This is a genomic window from Timonella sp. A28 (genome assembly GCF_051200815.1).
In the GTDB taxonomy this organism is placed as follows: domain Bacteria; phylum Actinomycetota; class Actinomycetes; order Actinomycetales; family Cellulomonadaceae; genus Timonella.
In genome coordinates, this window is record NZ_CP195159.1 from 2,209,706 (window position 1) to 2,235,114 (window position 25,409).

Annotated in this window: 19 protein-coding genes and 1 tRNA gene; 15 read left to right on the forward strand and 5 right to left on the reverse strand. The window is 52.4% G+C overall.

The window, feature by feature from the left end; genetic code table 11:
- Nucleotides 1-122: 122 nt before the first annotated feature.
- Nucleotides 123-989, forward strand: coding sequence for a class I SAM-dependent methyltransferase (locus ACR9EC_RS10430; RefSeq protein ID WP_435299168.1), 867 nt, complete (start codon nucleotides 123-125; stop codon nucleotides 987-989).
- A gap of 228 nt (nucleotides 990-1,217) precedes the next feature.
- Here ACR9EC_RS10430 and pgm read toward each other — a convergent pair whose 3' ends face one another.
- Nucleotides 1,218-2,891, reverse strand: coding sequence for a phosphoglucomutase (alpha-D-glucose-1,6-bisphosphate-dependent) (gene pgm, locus ACR9EC_RS10435; protein WP_435299169.1), 1,674 nt, complete (start codon nucleotides 2,889-2,891; stop codon nucleotides 1,218-1,220).
- 121 nt (nucleotides 2,892-3,012) lie between these two features.
- Between pgm and ACR9EC_RS10440 the strand changes: the two genes are divergently transcribed.
- From ACR9EC_RS10440 to ACR9EC_RS10455, 4 genes are all read left to right on the forward strand, one after another.
- Entirely contained in the window at nucleotides 3,013-3,840 is an 828-nt protein-coding gene (locus ACR9EC_RS10440; protein ID WP_435299170.1) for a DUF5926 family protein, read from the forward strand.
- A gap of 159 nt (nucleotides 3,841-3,999) precedes the next feature.
- On the forward strand, nucleotides 4,000-4,764 hold the full coding sequence (locus ACR9EC_RS10445; RefSeq protein ID WP_435300649.1) for a glycosyltransferase family 2 protein: 765 nt from the start codon (nucleotides 4,000-4,002) through the stop codon (nucleotides 4,762-4,764).
- Nucleotides 4,765-4,845: 81 nt separating this feature from the next.
- Nucleotides 4,846-6,918, forward strand: coding sequence for a prolyl oligopeptidase family serine peptidase (locus tag ACR9EC_RS10450; RefSeq protein ID WP_435299171.1), 2,073 nt, complete (start codon nucleotides 4,846-4,848; stop codon nucleotides 6,916-6,918).
- 261 nt (nucleotides 6,919-7,179) lie between these two features.
- Nucleotides 7,180-8,106, forward strand: coding sequence for a hypothetical protein (locus ACR9EC_RS10455; protein ID WP_435299172.1), 927 nt, complete (start codon nucleotides 7,180-7,182; stop codon nucleotides 8,104-8,106).
- Between the two features lie 13 nt (nucleotides 8,107-8,119).
- Here ACR9EC_RS10455 and ACR9EC_RS10460 read toward each other — a convergent pair whose 3' ends face one another.
- From ACR9EC_RS10460 to ACR9EC_RS10470, 3 genes are all read right to left on the reverse strand, one after another.
- Entirely contained in the window at nucleotides 8,120-8,962 is an 843-nt protein-coding gene (locus ACR9EC_RS10460; RefSeq protein ID WP_435299173.1) for an alpha/beta fold hydrolase, read from the reverse strand.
- Nucleotides 8,963-9,045: 83 nt separating this feature from the next.
- Complete coding sequence (locus ACR9EC_RS10465) at nucleotides 9,046-11,433, reverse strand: hypothetical protein (protein WP_435299174.1); 2,388 nt, start codon at nucleotides 11,431-11,433, stop codon at nucleotides 9,046-9,048.
- 119 nt (nucleotides 11,434-11,552) lie between these two features.
- Nucleotides 11,553-12,761, reverse strand: a complete 1,209-nt coding sequence (locus tag ACR9EC_RS10470) for a diacylglycerol/lipid kinase family protein (protein WP_435299175.1) — start codon at nucleotides 12,759-12,761, stop codon at nucleotides 11,553-11,555.
- 58 nt (nucleotides 12,762-12,819) lie between these two features.
- On the opposite strand from ACR9EC_RS10470, the gene serS reads away from it, so the two are divergent.
- From serS to ACR9EC_RS10495, 5 genes are all read left to right on the forward strand, one after another.
- Nucleotides 12,820-14,106: a serine--tRNA ligase gene (serS, locus tag ACR9EC_RS10475; protein WP_435299176.1), complete on the forward strand. Its 1,287-nt coding sequence runs from the start codon at nucleotides 12,820-12,822 to the stop codon at nucleotides 14,104-14,106.
- Complete coding sequence (locus tag ACR9EC_RS10480) at nucleotides 14,099-14,860, forward strand: HAD family hydrolase (protein WP_435299177.1); 762 nt, start codon at nucleotides 14,099-14,101, stop codon at nucleotides 14,858-14,860. Before serS ends, ACR9EC_RS10480 begins: the two co-directional genes overlap by 8 nt.
- A gap of 246 nt (nucleotides 14,861-15,106) precedes the next feature.
- Complete coding sequence (locus ACR9EC_RS10485) at nucleotides 15,107-16,492, forward strand: ABC transporter substrate-binding protein (RefSeq protein ID WP_435299178.1); 1,386 nt, start codon at nucleotides 15,107-15,109, stop codon at nucleotides 16,490-16,492.
- Between the two features lie 112 nt (nucleotides 16,493-16,604).
- Entirely contained in the window at nucleotides 16,605-17,612 is a 1,008-nt protein-coding gene (locus tag ACR9EC_RS10490; RefSeq protein WP_435299179.1) for a carbohydrate ABC transporter permease, read from the forward strand.
- A complete protein-coding gene (locus ACR9EC_RS10495; RefSeq protein WP_435299180.1) occupies nucleotides 17,609-18,532 on the forward strand; it encodes a carbohydrate ABC transporter permease in 924 nt (307 codons plus the stop codon). Before ACR9EC_RS10490 ends, ACR9EC_RS10495 begins: the two co-directional genes overlap by 4 nt.
- Before the next feature lie 28 nt (nucleotides 18,533-18,560).
- On the opposite strand, the gene ACR9EC_RS10500 is transcribed toward ACR9EC_RS10495, so the two are convergent.
- Nucleotides 18,561-19,661: an NAD(P)H-quinone oxidoreductase gene (locus ACR9EC_RS10500; RefSeq protein WP_435299181.1), complete on the reverse strand. Its 1,101-nt coding sequence runs from the start codon at nucleotides 19,659-19,661 to the stop codon at nucleotides 18,561-18,563.
- A 94-nt stretch (nucleotides 19,662-19,755) separates the two neighbouring features.
- Here ACR9EC_RS10500 and ACR9EC_RS10505 point away from each other — a divergent pair, with 94 nt between their 5' ends.
- The 5 genes from ACR9EC_RS10505 to ACR9EC_RS10525 all read left to right on the forward strand — a co-directional run bounded on the left by ACR9EC_RS10505 (nucleotide 19,756) and on the right by ACR9EC_RS10525 (nucleotide 25,399).
- Entirely contained in the window at nucleotides 19,756-23,733 is a 3,978-nt protein-coding gene (locus ACR9EC_RS10505) for an ATP-binding protein (RefSeq protein ID WP_435299182.1), read from the forward strand.
- A gap of 39 nt (nucleotides 23,734-23,772) precedes the next feature.
- Nucleotides 23,773-24,222, forward strand: coding sequence for a roadblock/LC7 domain-containing protein (locus ACR9EC_RS10510; RefSeq protein ID WP_435299183.1), 450 nt, complete (start codon nucleotides 23,773-23,775; stop codon nucleotides 24,220-24,222).
- Between the two features lie 9 nt (nucleotides 24,223-24,231).
- Complete coding sequence (locus ACR9EC_RS10515; RefSeq protein WP_435299184.1) at nucleotides 24,232-24,636, forward strand: DUF742 domain-containing protein; 405 nt, start codon at nucleotides 24,232-24,234, stop codon at nucleotides 24,634-24,636.
- A complete protein-coding gene (locus ACR9EC_RS10520) occupies nucleotides 24,617-25,228 on the forward strand; it encodes a GTP-binding protein (protein ID WP_435299185.1) in 612 nt (203 codons plus the stop codon). The genes ACR9EC_RS10515 and ACR9EC_RS10520 overlap by 20 nt, the downstream gene beginning before the upstream one ends.
- Before the next feature lie 85 nt (nucleotides 25,229-25,313).
- Nucleotides 25,314-25,399: transfer RNA gene (locus tag ACR9EC_RS10525), tRNA-Ser, on the forward strand.
- Nucleotides 25,400-25,409 lie beyond the last annotated feature (10 nt).

Below are 25,409 nucleotides of genomic sequence, written 5' to 3' on the forward strand. Positions count from 1 at the left end.
ACGAAATATGTTTTACGTCCTACATTTTGTTGCGAAATGATTGCAATTTACTTTTAAGGAAAACGTGAAAATGAGGCAAAAAACATTAGCCAGAATAAAAGTGCATCCGCTACGGTTTTTGTATGGAGCCCTCAATAAATGAAGATGTAAAAATTTCTTGGGATGACGCCCGCAGTGCTAACCAAAGGAACTGGGATGAAAGGGTTCCGATCCATGTAGAAGCAGGGTACGGAATCAGTGCCTTTCACGCTGACCCGAATCATATTAGTGGTGTTGTTGCGCACGATATTGATTTCCTTGCCCCGCATCTCCCCGAAAGCGATATTGGCGGGCTGAAGGTGTGCCACTTGCAATGCCACATTGGGACAGACACCGTGTCCTTAGCTCGGCTTGGCGCCCATGTGACAGGCATTGATTTTTCACAATCTGCTTTAGAAGCGGCCGCTATTCTCGCTGATGGGTTAGGTGTGAAAGTGCAGTGGCTTGAAGGTGATGTGCTTGAAGCCGCAACGCTTACACGGGAACAGTTTGATGTTGTGTACACCTCGATCGGCACCATCTGCTGGTTGTCTGATCTAGAGCGTTGGGCCCAACAAATCTCCGCGCTGCTTACCTCGGATGGTGTTTTTTATATTCGTGATGGGCATCCGTCGCTTTACGCCTTAGATGAGGTCGAATACCCGCCGTTGCCGCGATATCGGTATTTCCCTAACGGTAAAGCTCAAATTTGGGACGATGCCACTACGTATGGGGGCGAAGGAACTATTGCTTCATCGCGCACGTATGAGTGGCCGCATTCTATTGCTGAGGTTGTTACTGCGTTGTTGAAAGCAGGGCTGCGTATAGAAGCCATGCATGAAGGGGAAACATTGCCGTGGGAGTTTTCCCCGCATATGGTGCGTCGTGACGACGATAACTATGAGTGGCCTGAACCGTTGCGCAACGTTATACCGTGTACGTTTACGATTGTTGCCCGCAAAGTTAATTAATTTTCAGATAATGTACGCCTAAAAAGTTGAATACGTGTTATGTCCTTTTGTATCCTGTTGGCATGCCACCTCTATATGACCTTGTAGGTTCAATAATTATTGTCGCGTTTGTTGTTCTTCTGGGCGTGATTATTTGCAAATTATTGTCCAAAAAATCATAGGTTCACCAGTCAAGAGGCGCGCTGCGTCGTTGAAGACACGCAGCGCACCTCTTGACTTCGGGGTTCTTTATTCAGCAAGTGCCTCAGCAACAACCGCTTGAGCTGATTGTTTCACCTGCTCTAAATGATCAGCTGAGGTGAACGACTCGGCGTACACCTTATACACGTCTTCAGTTCCTGACGGGCGAGCCGCAAACCACGCGTTATTCGTCGTCACTTTTAAACCACCAATTGCCGCGTCATTTCCGGGTGCGTGCGTCAGCTTTGCTGTGATTGGGTCTGACGCTAAATGTGTTGCAGTGACTTGTTCAGCAGAAAGCTTCGACAAGGTTTCTTTTTGCTGTTTTGTTGCCTGTGCATCAAGGCGGGCATACCAAGACTGACCATACGTATCGACGAGGTCGCGGTGATGCTCGGACGGAGTTTTTCCGGTTTTTGCCATGATTTCTGACGCAAGTAACGACAGCAGTAAACCGTCTTTGTCAGTGGTCCACACTGTCCCAGACATGCGTAGGAAAGACGCGCCAGCAGATTCTTCCCCGCCGAAACCGATCGAGCCGTCAAGTAGGCCAGGCACAAACCATTTAAACCCGACCGGTACCTCTATGACGCGGCGCCCAACACCCTGCCCCACCCGATCAATGAGCCCCGACGACACAAGAGTTTTCCCTATCGCGGCGTGAGCAGGCCAGTGAGGTCGCGCCCCAGAGAACAAGTAGTTGATTGCAACCGCTAAATAGTGGTTGGGGTTCATTAAGCCCGCATCAGGCGTGACAATTCCATGCCGGTCAGCGTCCGCATCATTACCTGTGGCGATATCGTAGGGGGCTCCATCCTCTAGCTGCCGTGTGAGTGAAGCCATCGCATACGGTGACGAGCAGTCCATACGGATTTTTTCATCCCAGTCGAGGGTCATAAAACCCCAGCGCGGATCCACCTGTGGATTAACGACTGTGAGTTGCAGACCATAACGTTCGCCAATGGCACCCCAATAATCTACTGATGCCCCACCTAGCGGGTCCGCCCCAATGCGGATGCCTGCGGAACGAATCGCGTCAAGGTCAAGAACTGATGCAAGATCATCAACGTACGCCGATAAATAGTCGTGTCGATGTAACACTCCAGAAGCCTCAGCTTGCGCGTGGGTGAACCGCGGAACTTTACGAAAATCGTCGGCCAATATCTCGTTGGCGCGACGTGCAATCCATGAGGTTGCTTCAGAACCGGCAGGCCCACCATGCGGAGGGTTGTATTTAAAACCGCCATCACGCGGCGGATTATGTGAGGGCGTGACTACGATTCCATCTGCAAGCCCCGGTCCTGTAGTACGTACACCTTCTGCCGAAATAGCCCCGTTATGCAGCAATATTGCCTGCGATACGGCAGGGGTTGGCGTGTATGAATCACGCGCATCAATCATCGTTGTGACGCCAGCTGCGGCCAAAACCTCAAGGGCGGTCTGCCATGCGGGAAGCGAAAGCGCATGTGTGTCGCGGCCGATAAAAAGCGGACCGTCCGTTCCCTGCAGTGCACGATATTCAACGATCGCTGCAGTCGTTGCAACAATGTGTGCTTCATTAAACGCATGATCGAGGCTTGAACCGCGATGCCCCGATGTGCCAAACACAACCTTGTGTGTTGGTTGAGAAACATCCGGTATGAGGTCGTAGTAGGCGCTGATCAGCTCGTCAACGTTAATGAGGTCTTCGGGAAGGGCGTAAGAGCCTGCACGGGAATCCATATATCGATCTTCCCATTTTCTTTGTGGATGTGTTGCCCATCACGTGGCATTTTGTGAATGAGGATGTGAAGCGTGTCTGAACACGCAAACTGAAGGAATACAAACCGGTAGGCTTGAATCTATGGCAAAGAATACGTCTTCAGAGTTTGTGCTGCGCCCGTTTGAGGGAATCCCAGCAGAAGCAGACCTCGTCGCTATGCGTGAGGTTGTACCAGCAGCAACGATTTCAGCTCGAACAAACGCGGAGTACGGCTCACGCGAATTTACTTTCACCACGTCATTGCCAGAGCAGTGGCCTGCGTTGCATCGCGCAGACGGACACGTTTTCGTCGCGTTGCAAACTCTTGCAGGTTCAGGCGATGTTTCCCGTGACATTGCAGCGAACCTACTTGAGGCGTGGGAACTCGAACCAGGCACACCTGTGCTTCGCTCTGGTTTACCCGGTGAAGGCCCTCGCTTGCAAGACATTCTTGACTTAGAGCAGCCGTTCGAAGTGCACACTCACGACGGTTTCGACTACTGGCTTGACCCAAGCGTTGAGGTTTCAGCAGAGTTGCGTTCCGCGCTCGACGAAGCAGCAGAATCAATGATCGACACCAAAAAGGTCAGCACAGTTGATTCCGCATACTGGTGCCGCATGGGTGCTAAAGAGTTCTTACGTTGGGCAATGCCGTACGACGAAGACGCAGTCATCAACGGTATCGCCCGCTTGCATGCGCAGCGCGCTTCCTCGATTGATGGCGCAAAGTTCCTTGGCGCATTCCGTTCTTGCGGAATCGTGATTCCAGTGTGGGAACTTGTGCGTGGATCAGAGGTTGAGGACATTGAAGCAGCTGCTGCTGAGTTCTGGACTGGTTTGAAAGCAGCGATCGAGAACACGGAGCCACTCGACGCTAATGAGCGACGTGCCCGCGCTGGAATTATTTCCCGTCAGATCACGTTGCGCTAAATCCCGAACAACTGTGGTCGGGTGTGTCACCAACTCGCACACCCGATCAAACAGTAATATTTTTGTAAAGAATCGGTTTTTGTACTGCAAGGCAAAGGATGTGCTGTGAACGACTCAAAGCAGTCTGCTAACACTCCTGGTAGTTCCCAGGTCGCGCGGATTCGTCGCGCTAAGTCAGCATCTTCGCAGGCAGACGAGAAAGAACTGTCGCGTCAACGAGTTGCTGTTGTTATCCCAGCAAAAGATGAAGCACGACGTATCGCCGCTACGGTTCGTTCTGCTAAAGCCATCCCACACGTTGACCTTGTTCTTGTTGTAGACGACGGTAGCGAAGACAACACGCAAGACATTGCCCGTGAAGCTGGCGCTGTTGTTGTGCGGCATTCGCACAACAGAGGAAAAGCGTCTGCGATGGAAACCGGTGCTGCTGTTGTCGCTATGCGTGATGCGCGCGGCAAACTGCCACGTCTTTTGCTGTTTATTGACGGTGACCTTGCCGAGACGGCTGTGAACACTGCGCCGCTCGTTGATCCAGTGTTTAACGGTGAAGCTGACATGTCTATCGCGTTGCTTCCTCCTCAGCCGGGTGCTGGCGGGCACGGCTTTGTGGTGGGGGCAGCACGTAAAGCGATTGCGTCAATGACTGGCTGGACTCCCGTACAACCGCTGTCAGGTATGCGTTGCATGACTCGTGAAGCGTTCGAAGCGGCTACACCACTTGCTCGCGGGTGGGGCGTAGAAACGGGCCTCACCATCGACTTGGTGTCGCGAGGTTATGTGGCCGTTGAAGTGCCATGCGATTTGAAGCATCGTCCATCAGGTAAAGACTGGAAAGGCACGATGCACCGCGCCTCACAGTTCCGCGATGTGCAACTTGCGATTGCGGCACGGCGGCTTCGTAAACGTAGTACGGCAGACGTCTAACCCAACTGCACACTAGCTTTATTCACAGTGAGGTCCTCTATGAGGGCCTCACTGTGTTCGTTGTGGCATAGGGTGGACAAGGTGAAACCTGAACACATTGACCTGATCACCACCGTTACCCCGCCCACTCTTAGCCCATCCGGTGAAAGCATCGTGTTTGGGGCTGCGCGCGCTAACTTCACAACTGACTCGTACACCGGTCAGCTCTGGCAGACGAAGGTGGACGGTACACAACCGCCGCGACGAATAACTCGCGGGCAGCATGACAGGGCCCCGCAGTATTCGCCGGATGGACGAATGATCGCGTTTTTGCGTGCGGATAAAAAAGGAAAACCGCAGATTGCTGTCATGGACGCGAACGGTGGGGAGCCGCTGCTCGTCACGAATCGTCATTTAGGGGTCACAGACTTTGTGTGGGCTCCGGACTCGCGCAAGATCGCTTTTATTTCTTCGGTGCATGAGCCTACCCGTTACGGCAGTCTCGCTGGAGTGAGCGCTCCTGCTGAAGACCCTCGTCGAATTACGGTGAATAAGTCCCAAGCGAACGGAACTGGCTGGGTAGTTGACCGTAATCCAGCGTTGTTTGTTCTTGATGTGCCTGCACTTGATGCTGAACCGTTTTATGTGCCGGTGGGACGTGCAACGCTTGTTGAACACTCGGATGTGGGTTCGTACCCGGAGCAGGAGCGCGTTCCATCAACGCTTATGTTGAGCGATCCGCGGTATCCAGCACGATCTCCACACTGGGCGCATGATGGCGAGAAAATTTATTTCACGTCCACCCAGCATGACGGGTATGACAACGACTTATGCACCAACGTGTACTCAGTGCGGCTTTCTGACGGTATCGCTTGTGAAGTCGAGGAAGAATATGATGCGCGACCAAGCCCGGCACTTGAAGAAGTTCGTGCTGAGCGCAGCGCAATAAGTTTTTCTCAGCCAACGCTGTCTACTGATGGACAGACAATGTACTTGCTCGGTCAAGAACTGGGAGACACCGGACGCGATTTTGTCGCCCGTAATACGGCTGTTTACTGCGTGCCCGTGGCTTCCCTTCCCACATCACAGCCCCATAAACTTACCGATTCAGACAGCGCAGATTACGGAGATGTACATTCCACTCTTATACCTACCCGCGACGGGGTCTTAGCGTTTGCTCGTACGCGAGGGCGCGGAGAACTCCACAAGGTGACCGACGCAGGGCACACTGAAGTGCTCGTGACCGGAAACCGCGTTGTTACAGGTGCTGCTGCGACGCAGAACGTTACTGTCTTTTCTTTTACCGATGCTCAAACCCCAGGTGATATTGCTGTTCTTGGGGATGGGAATATGCGCACGGTAACGGACTTATCAGCGGCGTTGCGGGAACATACAGTGGTGGTTGAGCAAGAAGAGTTCACTGCTGTTGCACCGGATGGATACCCCATTCATGGCTGGATCTATAAACCGGCTACTGAGGGACCACACCCCGTGTTGCTGAATATCCATGGTGGGCCTTTTGCAGATTACAACTGGGGGTATTTTGATGAAGCCCAAGTGTATGCCCAGGCAGGCTACGCCGTTGTGCAATGCAACCCGCGCGGTAGTGCAGGTTATGGGCGTGCACATGGTCTAGCCATCAAAGAGGCGATGGGAACGCTCGACAAAACAGATGTGCTTGCTTTCTTGGATCAAGCCTTAGCGCAGTCACCTGATGTGGATTCCAGCCGGGTCGGAATTTTGGGTGGATCGTATGGCGGATATTTAACAAGTTGGATCATCGGGCACGATCACCGGTTTGCTGCAGCCCTTGTGGAACGCGGTTTCTTGAATCCGCTTTCTTTTGTTGGTACGAGCGATATCGGTTGGTTCTTTGCCGACGAGTACACGGGTATAGACGTTGACAAGGTCAAGGCGCAAAGCCCGATGTCTGTTGTGCATAATGTCAAAACGCCAACGTTGGTGATGCATTCAGAGAACGACTTGCGGTGCCCGCTTGGCCAAGCTCAAGAATATTATGCTGCGTTGCGTCGAGCTGGAGTGCACAGCGAAATGCTGGTTTTCCCGGGTGAGGATCATGAATTGTCTCGTTCTGGGACACCGTGGCATCGTCGGCAACGGTTTGAAGCGGTGTTGCAGTGGTGGGACACTCATGTGCCTGTGGAGCAACCGTGATGTTTTTGCTTGTGAAACGTGAGCGAAGGAATGAAAGTCCGAAAAATTACCACTAGGTCGTTATCCCGAATAGTGAGAAAATAGATCAGCCCATTGAGGGGTGAAAGTGGCGCACATATTCTTTGTGCGTCACTTTCCCCTTTTTTGTTGCGCCTGCAAGTGCGCTTATTTTGACATGCCTTCACGCCCGAATTGCGGGGACGAGCGACACCTCTGACCAATGAATAGCAGAACTCTGCAGCAATGTGTGACAGGCGTTTTATGAAAATTTCGAAACATGTGCTTTTACTCGGTATCTTTTCTTTTCTTATTTCAGGGTGCACAGACGCTGGCTCCGCCAACGCATTGAAGCCTGAACCGGTTGAATATCTTGACGCTGATTTCTCTAACCTCAAAGCTGATGAAAAAGTCATCGTGGACCGTTTTTCATCACAACTAGTTGCATACAACCTCAAAACCGGGGGAGTGCGTACACTCGATCCAGACCTGAAATACTTTGGATATTTTGATGCCAACTACCATGGCAACTACTTCACACACGGCGATTCGGACGCACACGAGTTCTCTTTATTTGAGGCAGGGGGAGACGCGCCACGTCGCATCCTCGAGGTCGAAGGATCCTTGCTTTTCCCCGTCTCAAGTAGCTCAAAGAAGCATTACTTCCTGCAACAGCCGCTAGGTGCAGAAAACGCTCAAGAGGCTACCAATCTTGTGCGCCTCGTTGACGGCAAGAAACTGGAAACACTTTACGAATTTCCGTATGCGATTTCAGGTGCTGTCGTTCACGACAAGCATTTAACGTTTACTCGGTACTCTTCTGAGATAGGGGAGTTTGAGTTGTATACGGCATCTCTTGACGGCGCTGAAATTAAAAAACTTGATGAAGAATTCATTAACGGCGCGCTGTTTTTGCTCAACGACGACATCATTACAGACTACGACTTTGGGGCCACCTTCCCCGCGGACATGTGCAAGCTCGGCTGCGACATCGACGAAAAAGAAAGACGAATCTATTGGACCTCGGTGCTGAACAATAAAGTAATTGTGCACGTCACCTCCACGGAAACGGGGGAGACCACAACGCACCGCTACCCAGATGTTGTCGGGTATGAGCCCACCGAAGAAGGCATGCACCTGTACACCGCACAAGGGATAGTAGAACTCTCTGAGAAGGACTTCTATAAATAGTTAGATAAGAGCCCTATAGGGTGTCCTGTAGAAAACGAAGAAGGTGTGTGTTCACCTCGTCCGCATGAGTCCATAGCAGGCCGTGAGGCGCACCTTCAATTTCTACATACCGGGCATCAGGTAGCAGATGCTTAAACCGGCGTGCGGTCGCATCAATGGGAAGAATATTGTCCTCGGTGCCGTGCACTATCAAACTAGGTACAGTAACTGCGGGAATGTCCTGTCGAAAATCTTCAAGCCAGGTAAAAGGCGCCTTGATAGACGCAATCGTTCCCGACGATGACGCGACATCCCAATGGTGGCGTAAGGCTTCTTCGCTAACCCGTGACCCCAACAATTGTGCTGTGTTAAAGAAGTTCTCAAAAAATTGTGTAAAAAACGCGTACCTGTCTGCCGCGACTGTCGCAGAAAAATCGTCAATAAATTCTTGAGTTACAGCGCCGTCAGGATTTTCTTCAGTCTTGCGCAGGTACGGTTCTAGGCAGCCAATGAACACAGTTGCCTTGATACGTTCTGGGCCGAAAAGTTTCATGTAGCGGGCGATCTCGCCGCTACCCATAGAAAACCCGATAAGCGTCGCCTCACGTAGATTGAGATGACGCAGCAGCTGGTCAAGGTCACCAGCAAAGGCATCATAGTTATACCCCTCGCTGAGGTGTGAAGAACGCCCAAAACCGCGCCGGTCATATGTGATGACTCGATACCCTTGCGCAAGAAGAGTAGTGGTCTGCTTCTCCCACGAACTCCCATCGAGCGGATACCCATGGATGCACACCACAGGTTTGCCAAAGCCTTGGTCGTCATAGTGCAGTGTTGTGTGTGCACCTAATTCGTTGACGAACGATACATTTGCCATAATTCTCCCTAGTGTGGAACATAAGTAGCCACCAGCCTAAAGAGAATGCGCGCAATGTGCATAAGATGGGCTTTTGTCTTCTGTTATGCGGTAGGAGCAGCGCTAGGGTCGGGGCTAGACGTCACCGCAGATTGTGGATGCTGCGGACGAGCCAGCCCCAAAATCCAGCGTGCATATGTAGCGATCAACAGTGGCACGAGTACAGCAAGACCAATGCCAAGAATGACAACACCAGAATCATTAACAAGTGTGCCAATCGCTAACGCCACATACACGGCATGAACAGTAGGCAAGAACATGGGGGTGTCCGTTGCGATCTGTTTCAGCGGCACGCCATGGGTGAGCCAATGGTAAGGCGCTAAGGTGTTTGCTTCGCGCGCAGCCAACCTGACCGGACGACCTAACACAATCAAAATAACTAAAACCCCAGTGATCGCAACAAGCGACAGCGGGTTCGTGAACGTTGAAAAGTTTGCTGCCAGTTTTCGCCCAACCACGTCAAAGAAACCACCGTCAAGAACAGTGTCAACGAAACGGCCAAGGTGAGTGCGCTGATCTGCTGGACGCAGCCAATCCAACACCGCAAAAGATGACACAACAAAAACAGCGGCAGCAAGTATGCCCACAGCTTTTTTCCAACTAATTTTGATGCCTAACGCGACAAGGGTCAGCATCGCAAAAGCAGGGAACAAGGCCGGCGGCCCACCAAAATCGGCGCCCAAAGAAGGCGACCCATCAAGCAGGATCGCGCCAACGCCAACAAGCGCAACCGCAAGCCCCGCAAGTTTACGTTTATTACGGGCGACAAGCTCATTTGCTATAGCCCCAGCAAGCAGCACAGTAGAAACCGCAAACAGGGTGAACGCATGGTTGTTAAATCCGTAAAAGCGTCCGCCAACCATGGGCTGCACACCCATCAACGCAGAAATTTGCAGTTGCGCTCCAGTAGCAATATCAACCGCTAAAGTCACGGCGGTAATGAGAGCAACAATCCCAATCGGACCAAAACGCCACGCCCGCCAGATCGGAAGCATCGTGACACCAACAATGATTCCAATAATGAGTGCGCAAATACCGGTAAGCGCAATAACTGGCGCAGCAGCACGCCACCACGGAAAAAGATTTGCAAGCAACGTAGCCACCGGCAACGACGCCAACGCAATACCCGCAACTTCACAGCATTTAATGAGCGCCCGTGAATGACGAGCAATCCACGTGCCACTACGTGTGACACGACGTAAAAACCTGCCCGAAAAGACGTAAGACACAGAGGCAAACAACAAAATATTGACGATACAAAAAATCAGAAAGTAGGTGCCCACCAGAGGACGAGCTGCCAACGCGTGCGTTTCATCGTCGATAAGCGCGTCAATGCGCTCAGTTGCAGTACCAGGAACTGTTTCCACACCAATAGACGAGCCTACAAATGTTGACCGCTGCGCAGAATAGTCAACATCTAACAAATTAAAAATAGTGGTGGGAACATCAGTTGCTTGACTGTAACCAGCCTGTCGGGTCGACGGCGACGTCAAAAAATTACCCTCAACGTCTTTCCCCGCCATGGCAAGAATAGATAAGCGTGGCGCACCCATCGGATCCGCCAACGACGCCAACACAATAGTTGTGTGCTCTAACCGAGGATCATCCGCATATATTGCCCGCAACGTTGAATCAACGCGTTCATCAATCTCTTGGAACTGAGCTAACACCACAGGGTCAGACAACGACTGGTTAGAACTCACCCGAATATGGCCGGCATCAACAGCTAAAAACCTGTTCGCCCCGTCCAGCACATCTAACGCCTGCCCAACAGGAAACCCAATCTGCCCTGCAGCAGCCGGACGAGCAAAATATGGGCCCACAACACGACCGTCAGGTTGTGCCAACGCAATAGCCGCGCCAGGCCCAACCGCAGCAGTATCAATACCGCCCTGAAGTAAAACCTCACCAGTTGAACCTAAAACGGCACTATATTTTTGCTCAGCAACAGCCTCCTGAAAAACGCTCCACTGCGGGACCCGAGCCTCCATAAGCGCAGACTCATTCGTGGTGGGCGCCGCATCAGAAGGCTCTTCAAGATACCGGCATGCACTACCAGCACCATTAATAGAGTCACCCGCACGGTTTCCGGCAGAAAAAGCAAGCCACCCATCAGCAGGACAAGCAGAAGTGCGGACCCCACGAGTAACAAGATTCCCTACCGCAGAAGCTTGCGCAAACTTAGCAATGTGAGGAGTGCGTTCGGCCGTAACATCAGCCCACCTCAAACCAGAAGCACCAATAAAAACAACCTGATGAAAATCTTCCTCACCGTCACCGGCATGAACAGAAGCAATATTTTCAGGCACCGCATACGACGGAATCGTCGGAAACATGAAGGCCAGTACGGCAACCAGCAGTCCAACAGCCCACAACCGGCGGCCACGACGCTGCGAAAAACTCGCAGACCATCGCGTCAAAGGAAAAGTCACAGGCTGAAACTCAGGATACACACGCACCCCAATAGCCTAAATGACAAGCAGCGAAAACCTGGAGGAAAACGATACAAAATAAAGTGAAAGAGTCCAGAAGAAACCGAAACTAAACAGCATCACCGCAGGTTAAGACTCGGCAACGGGGCACGAACAATCAAAGCGTGAGGTTCAACCCACGTGCGCACACACCGCGCCCGACCCACAATATCCCCGTCAACCTGAGCTTGCGCGCCCTCCAAAATAGACACCTCAACAGTGCGAGCCTGAATATGATCGATGCGCCCAACCTTCGTCGGCAACTCATTCTTCAACCCATACCCCTGCAATACAACCTCACCAAAAAGCTGCACCCAACCAGCAATACCACCACGCGTATCAATAGCAGCAACATCGTGCACACCATCATCAATAATCGCGTCAGGAATAAGAGTGATACCACCAGGAAGCTTCCCGCAATTACCCACCAACAATGTACGCAATTGAGTCTGAAAACGCCGACCATCAAGAGAAATCCGAGCATTCAACCGGTTGCCATGCAAATGACGCATACCCGCAACAAAATAGGCGACCCAACCCACCTTCGCCTTCAACGTCGCATCCGCATCCGCAATCATTGCAGCATCAAAACCAACACCCGAAATCACAAGAAAAAGATGCTTCTCAGTATCCGCAGGAAGCCCCTCACCAGCATCCAACTTCTCCTGAGCACGACGCCGCGTCATAGGTGTACGACCATGCGCAGCAACCTTCTCAAGCCGGTCCCGAACAGAAACATCCGGCTCCACAACCTGAAGCCACCCAACATCAATACGCCGATCAGTTCCCTCAAGAATCACCTGAAACGCGTCATCAACAGAACTCACAGAAATATCTAAATTACGAGCCAACAAATTACCCGTACCCACCGGAATAATCCCCATAGGAGTACTCGTATTCGTCATATGCGAGGCAACAGCACGCACAGTGCCATCACCACCCACCGCAACAACAATGTCAGCACCACGCGCAATAGCATCACGAGCCTGACCGCCACCAGGATCCTCAACAGTCGTCTCCAACCACAACGGATCAGGCAAACCCTGCGCCAAACAACGGGACAACAACGGCCCCTTCAAACTAGCGACACTCGGCTTCGACGGATTCGCAATAAACGCAATCAACGGCCCAGCAGAAGCCCCCTGCTCAGCCTCAGCAGACAGCGCGCCCCCATGACTGCGCGCCAAAAACCGCACAGCACGCAACTCAACCAGCGTCACCCCAACAACCACAAGAGTGACAACAAGAAGAAAAATAGTTGCAGCCAATAACCACTGCTCAGCATCCATACGTACAACGGTAACCTCTGATGCAAAAAATTTTGCGTGGAGTAGGTAACCTAGAGAGGTGATTGATCTACGTATCCTCCGCGAAAACCCAGACCGTGTACGCCAAAGCCAAATCGCTCGCGGCGCCGACCCATCGATCGTCGAAGCGATCCTTGACGCGGACTCCGTACGTCGATCATCTCTCATCGAATTCGAAAACCTACGAGCCGAACAAAAAACTATCGGCAAAGACGTAGCAAAAGCCCAAGGCGACGAAAAAACCGCGCTACTCGCACGCACCAAAGTCCTCGCCGCAGAAGTAAAACGACTCCAAGCAGTAGCAAACGAAGCCGACGAAAAACTCAACACACTCCTACTCACCGTAGGCAACCTCGTCGAAGGCGCCCCCGCAGGCGGCGAGGAAGACTACATCGTGCTACGCCACGAAGGCACCCCACGAGACTTCACCGCAGAAGGCTTCGAACCACAAGACCACCTCGCACTCGGCGAAGGCCTCCAAGCAATCGACACCGAACGCGGCGCAAAAGTCTCCGGCTCACGCTTCTACTACCTCACCGGCATCGGAGCGCGCCTCGAACTCGCACTCCTCAACGCCGCAATGGACCAAGCCGTAGCAACCGGCTTCACCCCCATGATGACCCCAACAATCGTCAACCCAAACATCATGCGCGGCACCGGATTCCTCGGAGCCCACGCAGACGAAATCTACTACCTCGGCGCAGACGACCAATACCTCGTCGGCACCTCAGAAGTAGCGCTCGCGGGCTACCACAGCGACGAATTTGTTGACCTGACTGCGGGGCCTAAACGTTACGCAGGGTGGAGCGCATGCTACCGACGTGAGGCAGGTTCACACGGTAAAGATGTGCGCGGAATTATTCGTGTGCACCAGTTCCACAAAGTCGAAATGTTCTCGTACTGCACGGCAGAAGAAGCAGAACAAGAACACCAGCGTCTCCTTGCGTGGGAAGAAGAAATGCTGAAGAAATGCGAACTCCCATACCGTGTTATTGACACGGCAGCAGGAGATCTTGGTTCATCAGCAGCGCGAAAGTTCGACTGTGAAGCATGGCTTCCTACGCAAAACCGTTACTTAGAGTTGACCTCCACCTCAAACTGCACAACCTTCCAGGCGCGCCGACTTAACGTGCGTGAGCGCGTTGAGGTAGACGGAAAATCTGAAACCCGTATGGTTGCCACCTTGAACGGAACCCTTGCAACAACACGGTGGATTGTCGCTATCCTCGAAAACCACCAGCAAGCAGACGGTTCAGTGCGTGTGCCTGAAGGTTTACGTCCATACTTGGGCGGCCTTGAGGTGTTGGAGCCAGTGTCGCGTGGCTGAATCTCCCCTTCTTATCGGGCTGGACATTGACGGCACGATCATGACTGCCGATGAGTTCATATCCGCTAACGTGCGGGCCGCGATCACCGAACTTGGTGTTCGCGGCCACCACGTAGTGTTGTCTACTGGTCGGCCACTGGTTGCGACGCTGCCCGTGTTGAAGGAACTTGGCATAACTGAAGGATGGGCCGTGTGTTCTAACGGCTCTGTGACTGCCCGCCTTGACCCAGAACTCCCTAACGGCTACGTCGTCGACCATGCGGTTATGTTCGATGCAGCGCACGCTGTAGACGCACTGCACGCGTACATGCCGAATGCCGTTATCGCGCTTGAAAACGTTGGAGTCGGATACTACATCTCTAAAGATTTCGGCTCGTCGAAACTTCACGGAGACCACCAACACGTTGATATAGCTGACTTGCGCAACTTTGAAACGTCACGTGTTGTCGTTGCGCGGGCAACCCACGCGGCACGCGAATTTTCAAAGCATGTGGCGCAACTCGGGTTACGAGACACCTACTATTCTGTGGCTGATGTGTACTGGATGGACCTTGCACCCCACGGCATCACTAAGGCGTACGGTATGGAGCGGCTACGCACTCACCTTGACGTTTTGCCTACGCACACTCTTGCTGTTGGCGATTCAGAGAACGACATTGAAATGCTGCAATGGGCGTATCGCGGGGTAGCAATGGGGCATGCGGAAGCTTTCCGTTATTGCCGCTGCGGACGATATTACCTATCCGATTATTGATGACGGATTAGCGCCAATTCTTGAGAGTTTGCTGTAAGTAAACTTTGATATTCTCTTCGTTTCTTTCAAATCAGTAACGTTTTTCGGTTTCAACGAGCGGGTATTTTTCCCCATCTGTAGCCTGAAGACGGGATTGAAAAGACACAAAGTGTCTTAGAACTCCCCATGTGAACACTGCATGAGCACCTCTAGACGTACGCACCATAACGTTTAGAAGCCTCTACAACGACGTGAGGAAGAAGTTCAATGAAGAGCACAATTAGGCGACGTTCAGTATTAGCCGTTGCATCCGGTTTAACATTGACACTCGCACTTGCCGCATGCGGCAGCGACGACGGTGGCGATGATCAAGGGGGCGCCTCGGCAGACACCGACTGCACTGCATACGAGCAGTACGGTGACCTATCTGGAAAAACTGTCTCTGTATACACGTCAATTGTGGCGCCAGAAGACCAGCCACACATTGACTCGTACAAGCCATTCGAAGAATGCACTGGGGCAACCATCAAATATGAGGGCTCCAAAGAGTTTGAAGCCCAACTGCAAGTGAAATTGAAAGCTGGCAGCCCACCAGACATCGCCTACATCCCGCAGCCTGGACTTTTGCAAACATTAGTGACCCAATATCCAGGTAAAGTCGTTGAAGCCTCGGCAGGAACCGCAGCTAACGTCGACCAATACTTTGCGGCGTCGTGGAAAGACTACGGCTCAGTTGACGGAAAGTTCTATGCAGCTCCTTTGGGCGCAAACGTGAAATCTTTCGTCTGGTACTCACCAGCAAAATTTGCTGAGAGCGGGTACGAAATCCCTAAAACATACGACGAATTGATCGCTTTGTCGGACAAGATCGTCGCAGATCACGGCGCTGAAGGTGTCAAACCTTGGTGCGCTGGTATCGGTTCAGGTGAAGCAACAGGATGGCCAGCAACAGACTGGCTGGAAGACCTCGTGCTTCGTACAGGTGGAATCGACACATACAACCAGTGGGTCACAAACGAAGTGAAATTCAACGACCCTGTCATCGTCGATTCGCTTGGAAAAGTAGGAGCGATCCTTAAGAACGACAAGTACGTTAACGGTGGTATCGGTGACGTCACGTCTATCGCAACCACAGAATTCCAAGATGGTGGATTGCCTATCCTCGAGGAAAACGGTGGCTTGTGCTACATGCACCGTCAAGCATCGTTCTATGCAGCTAACTGGCCAGAAGGAACTGACGTTTCTGAGAACGGTGATGTGTTCGCTTTCTACTTCCCAGGCATGACTGAAGATTCACGTCCTGTTCTTGGTGGTGGAGAGTTCGTTGCAGCGTTCTCGGACCGACCAGAAGTTGCAGCATTCCAGGCGTTCTTGTCTAGCCCTGAATGGAGCAACGCAAAAGCAATTGCAACACCAAGCGGTGGCTGGGTTTCAGCTAACTCAGGACTTGACCCAGAAAACCTTGTCTCTCCAATCGACAAACTGTCGTTCGAACTTCTTTCAGACACCTCACAAGACTTCGGTTTTGACGCTTCCGACCTCATGCCAGGGGCCGTTGGGGCAGGTTCGTTCTGGACAGAAATGACAGCTTGGATTGCGGAAGACAAATCAGATACGGCTGTTCTTGACGCTATCCAAGCTTCGTGGAAGTAATCACTGAGCGCATATAGCACCATTAGCGGGTAGGTGAGAGGACGCGCATTGTTCTCACCTACCCGCTGTAGGTGGCACCCCCGCACACGTACAACGGAGTATTGGAGTTGCTGTGGACTGGCTGAAATATGCAGATACGACAGGGGAAAAGTTTCTGCTGATGTTTATGGCGATCGCAATATTTGTGATCGTTATGGGAATCATTTTATTTGTTGTGGAAAAAATGCCGCGCGCACCTCGCTGGGTCCTAGTTGTAGCTTTCCTTGGACCCGCGATTTTAGGTTTGTCATTTGGTTTGGTGTACCCAGCACTAAACACGGTGCGGGCATCTTTCTACAACTTTGACGGCTCGGAATTTATAGGAACCGAAAACTATACGACCGCAATCACAGAACCAGAGTTTCAGCAGGTGCTGTTGAACACGATTGCGTGGACACTGTTTGTGCCAGTTATTTCTACTCTTATCGGTCTTATTTATGCCGTTCTAGTTGATCGCACACGGGTCGAAAAATTTGCTAAAACACTCATGTTCATGCCGATGGCGATCTCGATGGTGGGAGCATCGATCATCTGGAAGTTCATGTACGAATACCGGGCAATCTTGGAAGGCGTACCCCCAGATAAGCAACCCGCACAAATCGGTTTACTGAATCAGACCCTCATTTGGCTTGGTTTTGAGCCGCACCAGTTCCTGCTTGACGGCCCATGGAACAACTTGTTCCTCATGATCGTCATGATTTGGATTCAGTCCGGTTTCGCCATGACGATTTTGTCGGCTGCAATTAAAGCTATTCCAGACGACACAGTTGAAGCTGCCCGGCTAGATGGCGTTGGCGGCATGCAACTGTTCTGGTACATCACAGTACCGAGCGTGCGACCTGCTTTGGTTGTCGTGCTGACAACTATCGCGATGGGCACGTTGAAGGTGTTCGACATTGTTCGAACGATGACTGGTGGAAACTTTGGCACGCAGGTGATCGCGAACGAGTTCTACACCCAATCATTTAGACAAAACAATATGGGCTTAGGTTCCGCTTTGGCTGTTCTGCTGTTTGTGTTTGTGGTGCCACTCATCGTGTACAACGTGATCCAAATGAAGAAAACGGAGGAAGTGCGATGACAACCCCGCAATCGGCGCTGCCGGAGCAAACACCTTCTCCTTCCGCTATGGAACGGCTTGATATTCGCGCAGATAAAGTGCGTAAAACTTTAGGCACACGCATCGCTTCGGTGACAGCGATTGTGATTGCAGTTTTGTGGACGATCCCCACAGTTGGTTTGCTGGTGACGTCGTTTCGTCCGCAAGCAGATATTAAACGTTCGGGCTGGTGGACGTGGTTTACTGATTTCACGTCGACAACGGACAACTATGTTGAAGTGTTGACGGGTAGCCGCTATCAACTGTCCACATTCTTTGTGAACTCCATCGTTATTACCTTGCCAGCGGTGGTTATACCGATAACGTTGGCTCTCCTCGCCGCATACGCTTTTGCATGGATCGACTTTAAAGGTCGCAATATTTTGTTCGTTGCGGTTTTTGCGTTGCAGGTTGTACCACTGCAAGTTGCCTTGATCCCTTTGTTGACGCAATACGTGAAATGGGACTTGAACGGCACGTTTTGGACGGTGTGGTTATCTCACTCCATTTTTGCTTTGCCGCTTGCTATTTTCTTGCTGCATAACTTTATGAAAGAGATCCCACGTGAACTTGTGGAGGCTGCGCGAGTAGATGGCGCAGGGCACGTCAAAATCTTCTTCCAAGTGCTGATGCCGCTTCTTGTTCCAGCTATTGCGTCGTTCGCTATTTTCCAGTTTTTGTGGGTCTGGAATGACCTGCTTGTGGCGTTAACGTTCGCAGGAGGGGACCAGAACGTTGCTCCATTGACGGTACGAGTTGCCGAACTTTCTGGTACTCGAGGACAGGCGTGGTATTTGCTGTCAGCCGGAGCATTCGTATCGATGGTGGTCCCAGTTATCGTCTTCTTGGCGTTGCAACGGTACTTCGTTCGCGGTCTGCTAGCAGGATCGGTTAAAGGGTAATCCGTGTGTACGGCAAGGTAGTCCACGGCTATTCGTCATGCGAGGGCATGGTCAGGACTACCTTGCCAAAGACGTCACCAGAGGTCAGGGCCGTGTGAGCTTTCTGCGCCGCATGTAGGGGGAGTGTTGTGTGGATGATGGGGGTGATGCTTCCATCTGCGAGAAGCGGCAACACATGGCGCTTAACCGCGTCAACTAGAGCAGCTTTTTCTTCCAGTGGACGCGAACGAAGCGTGGTGCCGTGGATGCTTGCCCGTTTTTCTAGGAGCCTGCCCAGATTTAACGTTCCTCGAACCCCCTTTTGCAACCCAATGACAACGAGACGTCCGCCCGTTGCTAACGAAGCAAGATGCGCATCAAGATACGCGGCACCCAAGACATCTAAGATGACGTCAACACCTTGCCCGCCCGTAACGTCTCGCACATTGTGAGGTAGGCGCTCTGTAAAAGGTTCGTCACTCGTGTCGTCTTGGTATGCGAAACCTACGTGCGCACCAAGCTCAAGACAACGCGCTACACGCTCAGGTGTTCGTGCCACCGCAATCACGTGAGCGCCGCGTGCTGCAGCGAGTTGAATAGCGAAAGAACCGACCCCACCAGAGCCTCCGTGGATTAGTACAGTCTCACTAGGCTTAAGTCCCCCAACGTCAAAAAGATTGCTCCAAACAGTGCACGCAGCTTCCATAATTCCTGCTGCTTGCGTGAATGAAAATCGATCTGGAATAGGTAACACTAGGTGCTCAGAAACGGCGACTTTCTCGGCATAACCACCAGAATCGAGTAAGGCCATAACTCGGTCGCCAACCCTAAAAGGTGACCCTGATCTTCCAACTGCTGAGACGACTCCAGCGACTTCTAGTCCAAGCACGTCGCTTGCCTCCGGAGGCGGACTGTAGTGCCCATGTGCCTGTAAAACGTCCGCTCTGTTCACTCCGGCTGCGGTAATGTCTATGACGACCTGCTCAAACAAGGGAGCGGGACTTTCCATGTGGGTGAAATTTAAGTGCCCAGATTCTTTGGAATCGTTGGGTTCCTGAGACGTTTTAACCACCAGCATGCGTAGTCCTTCCCACCTTGAATATTGAAACTTCACCCTCTCAAAGCCTACGCTTGGTGACTGAATTGTCATGCCAAGAGTTAAAGCACGGGATATTTCGTGCCGATACCTCATTAGCAGCGGTCATATTGTGTCGTTGCCAAGCAAATAACCGGAAGGATCAAGGATGCTCAATCGCCTTAGCGTGCAGAACAAGATCCTTGCAACCCTTGCTGTTCCGATCGTCATCATTTTGATGGCGGCTTCGATCTTCTCGTACCAGTCGATTCAGAACTGGCGTACGGCGGAACAGGTTAGAGATGCCACAGAACTTATCGCTGAAGGACAAGACTTCATTTCCATTCTGCAACAAGAGCGACACTGGGCGGTTGAATACCGTCGTCAGGTTCTTGGCGCAAAACAAGAATGGGAAAAAGCGGTTAAAACGCGTACCGTCGCGTTAGACCAATTGAATAAGAGTTTTGAAGAACAAAACCTTAACCTTCTTCCAAGCGAAGTGAATGAAGCGCTTTTTGAAGTTAAACGAGACCTGCGCGTTTTGATTGAAGCTGCTGCGGACCAAACAAAGCGTCGTAACGCTGGTACGCACGTTATTTCGGAAAGCTACGACCAAGCTATTGAGTTAATGTTGCGTGTCCCAGAAGCCCTGGGTAACACTGCGCGTGACCGTGAAGTTGGCCGTGACACACTCGCATACGTTGAACTTATTCGATACATCGACCAGATGACCGCTGAGATTCCACTGATTGGTGAAATCCTTGCGGTGTCCAGTGAAGTTAAATCTAACCTTCACATTTATCGTGAAACTGCTGCTGAGATTCGTCTGGCAAACGCGCAACGCGATAAAGCTATTCGCTTCATGGACCGACTCGACCACGTTGAGGTTGAACTCCCAGAAATCGACCCTTCAGTTTCTTCGATTCGCCAATCACTGGCAGACGCAAACACGGGTAACATCCCAGACCCTCTTCGAGACAAATGGGCTTCGCTTGCAGCAGCTGAGGTAGAAGAACTCACCCCAGCACGTGACACTCTTGCCACAGCAATGGAAACAGCCGCTAGTGACTCGGTGCAAGAAGCACGTAACTCGGCTATCTTGATGATTCTTGCAATGACCGCAACAGTTGCGCTGTCGTTGGGTATTGCATATTTGACGTCCAAGTCGATTACTCGACCACTGCAGAACCTTACTAAGGCTGCAGACCGCGTTAAGACAGAGCTGCCACGACTTGTTGAACAAGTGGCAGTTCCAGGCCAAGGGCCAGACTTCAACATCGAGAAAATTAAAGTTGAATCTCGAGACGAAGTAGGTCAGCTCGCTGAAGCCTTCAACGCGGTAAACTCCACAACCATCGACGTTGCAAAAGAGCAAGCAGCGCTGCGTGGATCTATCGCAGAAATGTTCGTTAACGTGGCACGTCGTGACCACGTGCTGCTGAACCGACAACTCGGATTCCTTGACGAACTCGAGCGCGCTGAAGAAGACCCAACAACGTTGGCTAACCTCTTCCGACTCGACCACCTTGCGACACGTATGCGTCGTAACTCGGAATCCCTGTTGGTACTCGCTGGAATCGACTCTGGTCGACGCCTACGAGACTCCATGCCAATGTCTGACGTTGTACGTACCGCGTCCTCCGAGATTGAACTGTATGAACGCGTTCAACTCGACCTCCAAGCAGACCCGCACATGCTTGGCCACAACGCACTAAACGCTGCACACCTCATTGCAGAGTTGCTGGAAAACGCTACAAACTTCTCGGAGCCAAACACTCCCGTTGAAGTTACGACCTCCCGCACCAAGACCTTCGTGACGGTAATGATCCGTGACTACGGTCTGGGCATGAGCGACACTGACATTGCGGAAGCAAACAAGAAAGTTGCATCCCGTTCCGCATCCGACGTCGTCGGTGTGCAACGAGTTGGTCTTTTCGTGGTCGGACGACTCGCCGACCGTCTCGGCGTACACGTTGCATTCTCGCGTCCAGCAGACGGTTCCACTGGAACAGTTGCAACGCTGTCGTTCCCATACACGTTGTTCGCAGACGAGGGCTCAGCGCCGCTTCCTGAACCAACAGACCCGCTCAGCCGTGAAACCCAATCTGCAACACAACAGTGGATTGAGCCTGAAGCACCTGTCGTATCTGAAGTTGACCTTGCGTCACTCACCGATGGCACAACAAACACAGGTATGCCTCGTCGTCGTGTGGTAGATGCAGCGCCAAGTGCAAACCAAGGTTTCGCACCTGACCTGTCTGAAACTGCGCCAGTCCCATCGCTGCCAAGCCGTGGTGGAACTTCCTCAGGTTTGCCAGCACGCCCAGGCGTTTCAGCTGACTTCTCAAACGACTCGCCAGAGATTGTTCTTCCACCACTAGAACGACCAAACGTTCCAGTGTTCGAAGAAGATGACATGGCGTGGAAGCCAGACACTCACTTGGTGGAAACCAAGAAGGCTCTGCCAACACGTGCAAACACGCCAAGCTCTGCAGCTCCAGCATTTGATGTTGAAGAGACCTCTACTGTTCCGCAAGAACCAGAGCGTCGTTCTGCAATGTTCTCAAGCTTCCGTTCATTCAACCCGAATGAAATTGGTGGCAGCGACACCGTAGAACCTGCAGTAACACAGCCTGTTTCAAGCGAAGCCGTACAGGCAGCTAACACCAAGCAACCACAAGCTCCGGTCGAAGCCCCAGTGCAAGAAAGCGCTGCTTCTCGATTTAAGCCAGTGGATGCGCACGCTCCAACGCAAGCACACAGCGCGCCGCTGCCTCCAGCAGGTAACCTCTCAGCTGACCAGCATGAGGACGAAGGCGGAGACTGGGCAGGTCGTTTTGCAAACCTTCCAACCCGTGCCTCACGTGCACGCGAAGCGAAGGCTGTAGACACCCCAGCAGAAGCACCTCAGGCAGGGCAAAACTGGGCCGGCGGAGCACCAGCTGCACCACAAGGACAGTTCAATGTGCCTGCACTTGAGCCAGAAGCCCCTGTGGAAAGCAGCGACCTGCGTTTCTCTGCATACTCTGCAGAAGAAACCCAGCAGCTACCTGCTTCTGACTACAGTGCAGCAGCTGAACCACAACAGCCAAGTGCGCCAACTGCACAATCGCAGTATGCGCAGCGAAGCTACACGGGACAAGACGTACGTGCTGGAAACAACCCACAGCACCCGTTCACCCCGTTAAGTGAACAAGCCGGACCTTCAGCAGGCCAACCTGCCGGATCTAACGCTCAAGCAATGCCTGCATTGCCAGCATTCGCTGATGTTGTTGCTGACGCCCCAGAGGGTTCTGCAGCATCACTAGAAAAGCGTGGCTTCTTCTCTAGGTTCCGCAAAAAAGAATCAGCTATTGAAGCCCCAAGCGCACACGAAGCTGTAGACGTAACGTCACAGGCACAAGCAATGGCCCACCAGCCATTCAGGCAGCCTGTAGCAGCGCCACAGCAGAACACTCCACGAGTGTCCACACGTCCTGCGCAAACACAAGGGTCATTCACACCAGCTGTGCCTGGCCACCAAAGCCCAGCACGAACTTCTTTCCAGCCAGAACCACAGGTTGGAAACGTGCATCAAGGCCAGCAACAGGTGCCACAACAAGCACCTGCGGCAGAAGCAACATCATTTGCTCCACATGTTGATGCAGCCCCTGAGCCGCAGACGCAGCAGAGTTACCGTCAGCCAGAATCCACAGGAAGCTGGACGCCAGCAGGGACCCAAAGTGCAGAAGCTGCACCGAGTTCCCTCAGCGCGGCCGACCTTCCAGTAACTGGACAGAACGGTGGAAGCTACTGGGAGCCTCCAGTAGCATTCGGTGACTCTTCTGCATTGGCTCTACAGTCCACACTTCAAGAGCAGGCACTTGCTGAACTGAGTGAGTTGTCGGCTTACCGTCCAAACGCGATGAGTACAAACGCAGGTGGAAACCTGACTCGTCGTGTACGGACACAACTGGAGAGTCCACAAGACGATCCAAGCGCTCAAAAGATCAGTCGCGATGCTGCAGAGCTTCGTGCCCGATTGTCAGCCTTCCAATCGGCTACAGCACGTGGTCGACAAGATGGTGTTGCGAGTGCACAGTCAGCGCAGGGGGAATCAGGTAGTGAAGTACCAATGCGTGTGCCTGACTCGGCAAACAGCCGCTAAATCACCTATTGCCAGATAGACACACTTAAAGGAGAAAGCATGAGCACGCTCAGCACCGAAGCAACGAACTTTGGATGGCTGCTGGACAACTTTGTGCGCACGGTTCCGGCAACGCGGCACACCCTCGTTGTGTCGGCAGACGGCCTACTCATGGCTATGTCTGACAACCTTGACCGCACAAGTGGCGACCAACTTGCGGCTATCGTTTCAGGTATGTCTAGCCTGACTCGTGGAGCTTCACGACAGCTCAACGGTGGCGCCGTACGACAAGCTATCGTCGAGATGGATAACGGATTCTTGTTCCTTATGAACGTGTCTAATGGATCCGTACTTGCCGCCGTGGCAGACTCGAACTGTGATGTCGGCCTAATCGGATACGAAATGGCTATGCTTGTGTCTCGCACTGAGGCAACGCTGACACCGCAACTCATTTCAGAGATGCGTGGTTCGTTGCCTGTCGATGGGGCAACACGCAGTTCTATGGGGTAAAGGATCAACATGACTCGTCATTCGGAAGGGCACCAAGACGGTGGTCACTACGAGGTCTCGACGGTGCGGCCTTACGCGGTTACGGGAGGGCGTGTGCGTTCAGCCACGTCAAACCTGCCGCTGGAGACACTGATTGAGGTACTCCCAGGTGCTGTTAGTTCGTCTGGTCTCACACCAGAGAAGCGCGCAATTATGCAGCACGCCGCCCATAACTATGTATCAATTGCTGAAGTGTCTGCGCTGTTGCGCATGCCTCTCGGCGTAGTACGTATTTTGATTTCAGACCTGGCAGATGAGGGCTACCTAAAGGTTCACACCTCAACGCCAGTAAACGTCCATACAGGTCACGGTCAAAACCCCGCCATGTCCCTGAGTGTGTTGGAGAGTGTTCTCAATGGTATTTCAGCCCTCTGAAGGCGGCGCCGAAAACGCTGCCTCGGTGGTCGCGCCGACCGTCGTCAAGATCGTCGTAGCTGGTGGGTTTGCCGTCGGTAAAACGACGTTCATCGGCTCCATTTCTGACATTGAGCCGCTCAACACTGAAGCGGCAATGACAGAACACTCCGTTGGTGTTGATGATGCTGGTGGAGTAACCGACCGTAAGACAACCACAACTGTGGCTATGGACTTCGGTCGTATCGAGTTGCCTGGTTCTTTGTGGCTCTACCTGTTCGGTACCCCAGGACAGGACCGCTTCCTCTTCATGTGGGACGACCTGTCACGCGGAGCTATCGGTGCAGTTGTGCTCGTTGACACTGAGCGTCTTGAGCAGTGCTTCCCCGCGATCGACTACTTCGAGTCACGCGGCATTCCATTCGTTGTTGGTGTGAACTGCTTCGACGGAATCGCAAAGCACCGCCTTGAAGATGTTCGTGAAGCTTTGCAGGTTCCTGCACACGTTCCAATGCTGTACACGGATGCACGTTCACGTGCAGCCACCAAGCAGACACTGATTCAGCTTGTACAGCACGCTATGGAGCGTCTACAGGTGGCCGCGCGCGCATAAGTTTTGTTTGTTTGCTGTACGTCACAGTTATTAATTTTCGATTCTGGTGGCTTACATGGCACAATAGACAAGCGCGATAGCGCAAGGAAGTGTGGCAGAGCGGCCGAATGCGCCGGTCTTGAAAACCGGTAGACCTCAACAGTCTCGCGGGTTCAAATCCCGCCGCTTCCGCAAAATGGTG

Excerpts from the sequence above, each read along its gene's own strand:
- ACR9EC_RS10430 (WP_435299168.1), top strand. The coding sequence starts at position 123 with ATGGAGCCCTCAATAAATGAAGATGTAAAAATTTCTTGGGATGACGCC.
- pgm (WP_435299169.1), bottom strand. The coding sequence starts at position 2,891 with ATGGATTCCCGTGCAGGCTCTTACGCCCTTCCCGAAGACCTCATTAAC.
- ACR9EC_RS10440 (WP_435299170.1), top strand. The coding sequence starts at position 3,013 with ATGGCAAAGAATACGTCTTCAGAGTTTGTGCTGCGCCCGTTTGAGGGA.
- ACR9EC_RS10455 (WP_435299172.1), top strand. The coding sequence starts at position 7,180 with ATGAAAATTTCGAAACATGTGCTTTTACTCGGTATCTTTTCTTTTCTT.
- ACR9EC_RS10460 (WP_435299173.1), bottom strand. The coding sequence starts at position 8,962 with ATGGCAAATGTATCGTTCGTCAACGAATTAGGTGCACACACAACACTG.
- ACR9EC_RS10470 (WP_435299175.1), bottom strand. The coding sequence starts at position 12,761 with ATGGATGCTGAGCAGTGGTTATTGGCTGCAACTATTTTTCTTCTTGTT.
- ACR9EC_RS10485 (WP_435299178.1), top strand. The coding sequence starts at position 15,107 with ATGAAGAGCACAATTAGGCGACGTTCAGTATTAGCCGTTGCATCCGGT.
- ACR9EC_RS10495 (WP_435299180.1), top strand. The coding sequence starts at position 17,609 with ATGACAACCCCGCAATCGGCGCTGCCGGAGCAAACACCTTCTCCTTCC.
- ACR9EC_RS10500 (WP_435299181.1), bottom strand. The coding sequence starts at position 19,661 with ATGACAATTCAGTCACCAAGCGTAGGCTTTGAGAGGGTGAAGTTTCAA.
- ACR9EC_RS10505 (WP_435299182.1), top strand. The coding sequence starts at position 19,756 with ATGCTCAATCGCCTTAGCGTGCAGAACAAGATCCTTGCAACCCTTGCT.
- ACR9EC_RS10510 (WP_435299183.1), top strand. The coding sequence starts at position 23,773 with ATGAGCACGCTCAGCACCGAAGCAACGAACTTTGGATGGCTGCTGGAC.
- ACR9EC_RS10515 (WP_435299184.1), top strand. The coding sequence starts at position 24,232 with ATGACTCGTCATTCGGAAGGGCACCAAGACGGTGGTCACTACGAGGTC.
- ACR9EC_RS10520 (WP_435299185.1), top strand. The coding sequence starts at position 24,617 with ATGGTATTTCAGCCCTCTGAAGGCGGCGCCGAAAACGCTGCCTCGGTG.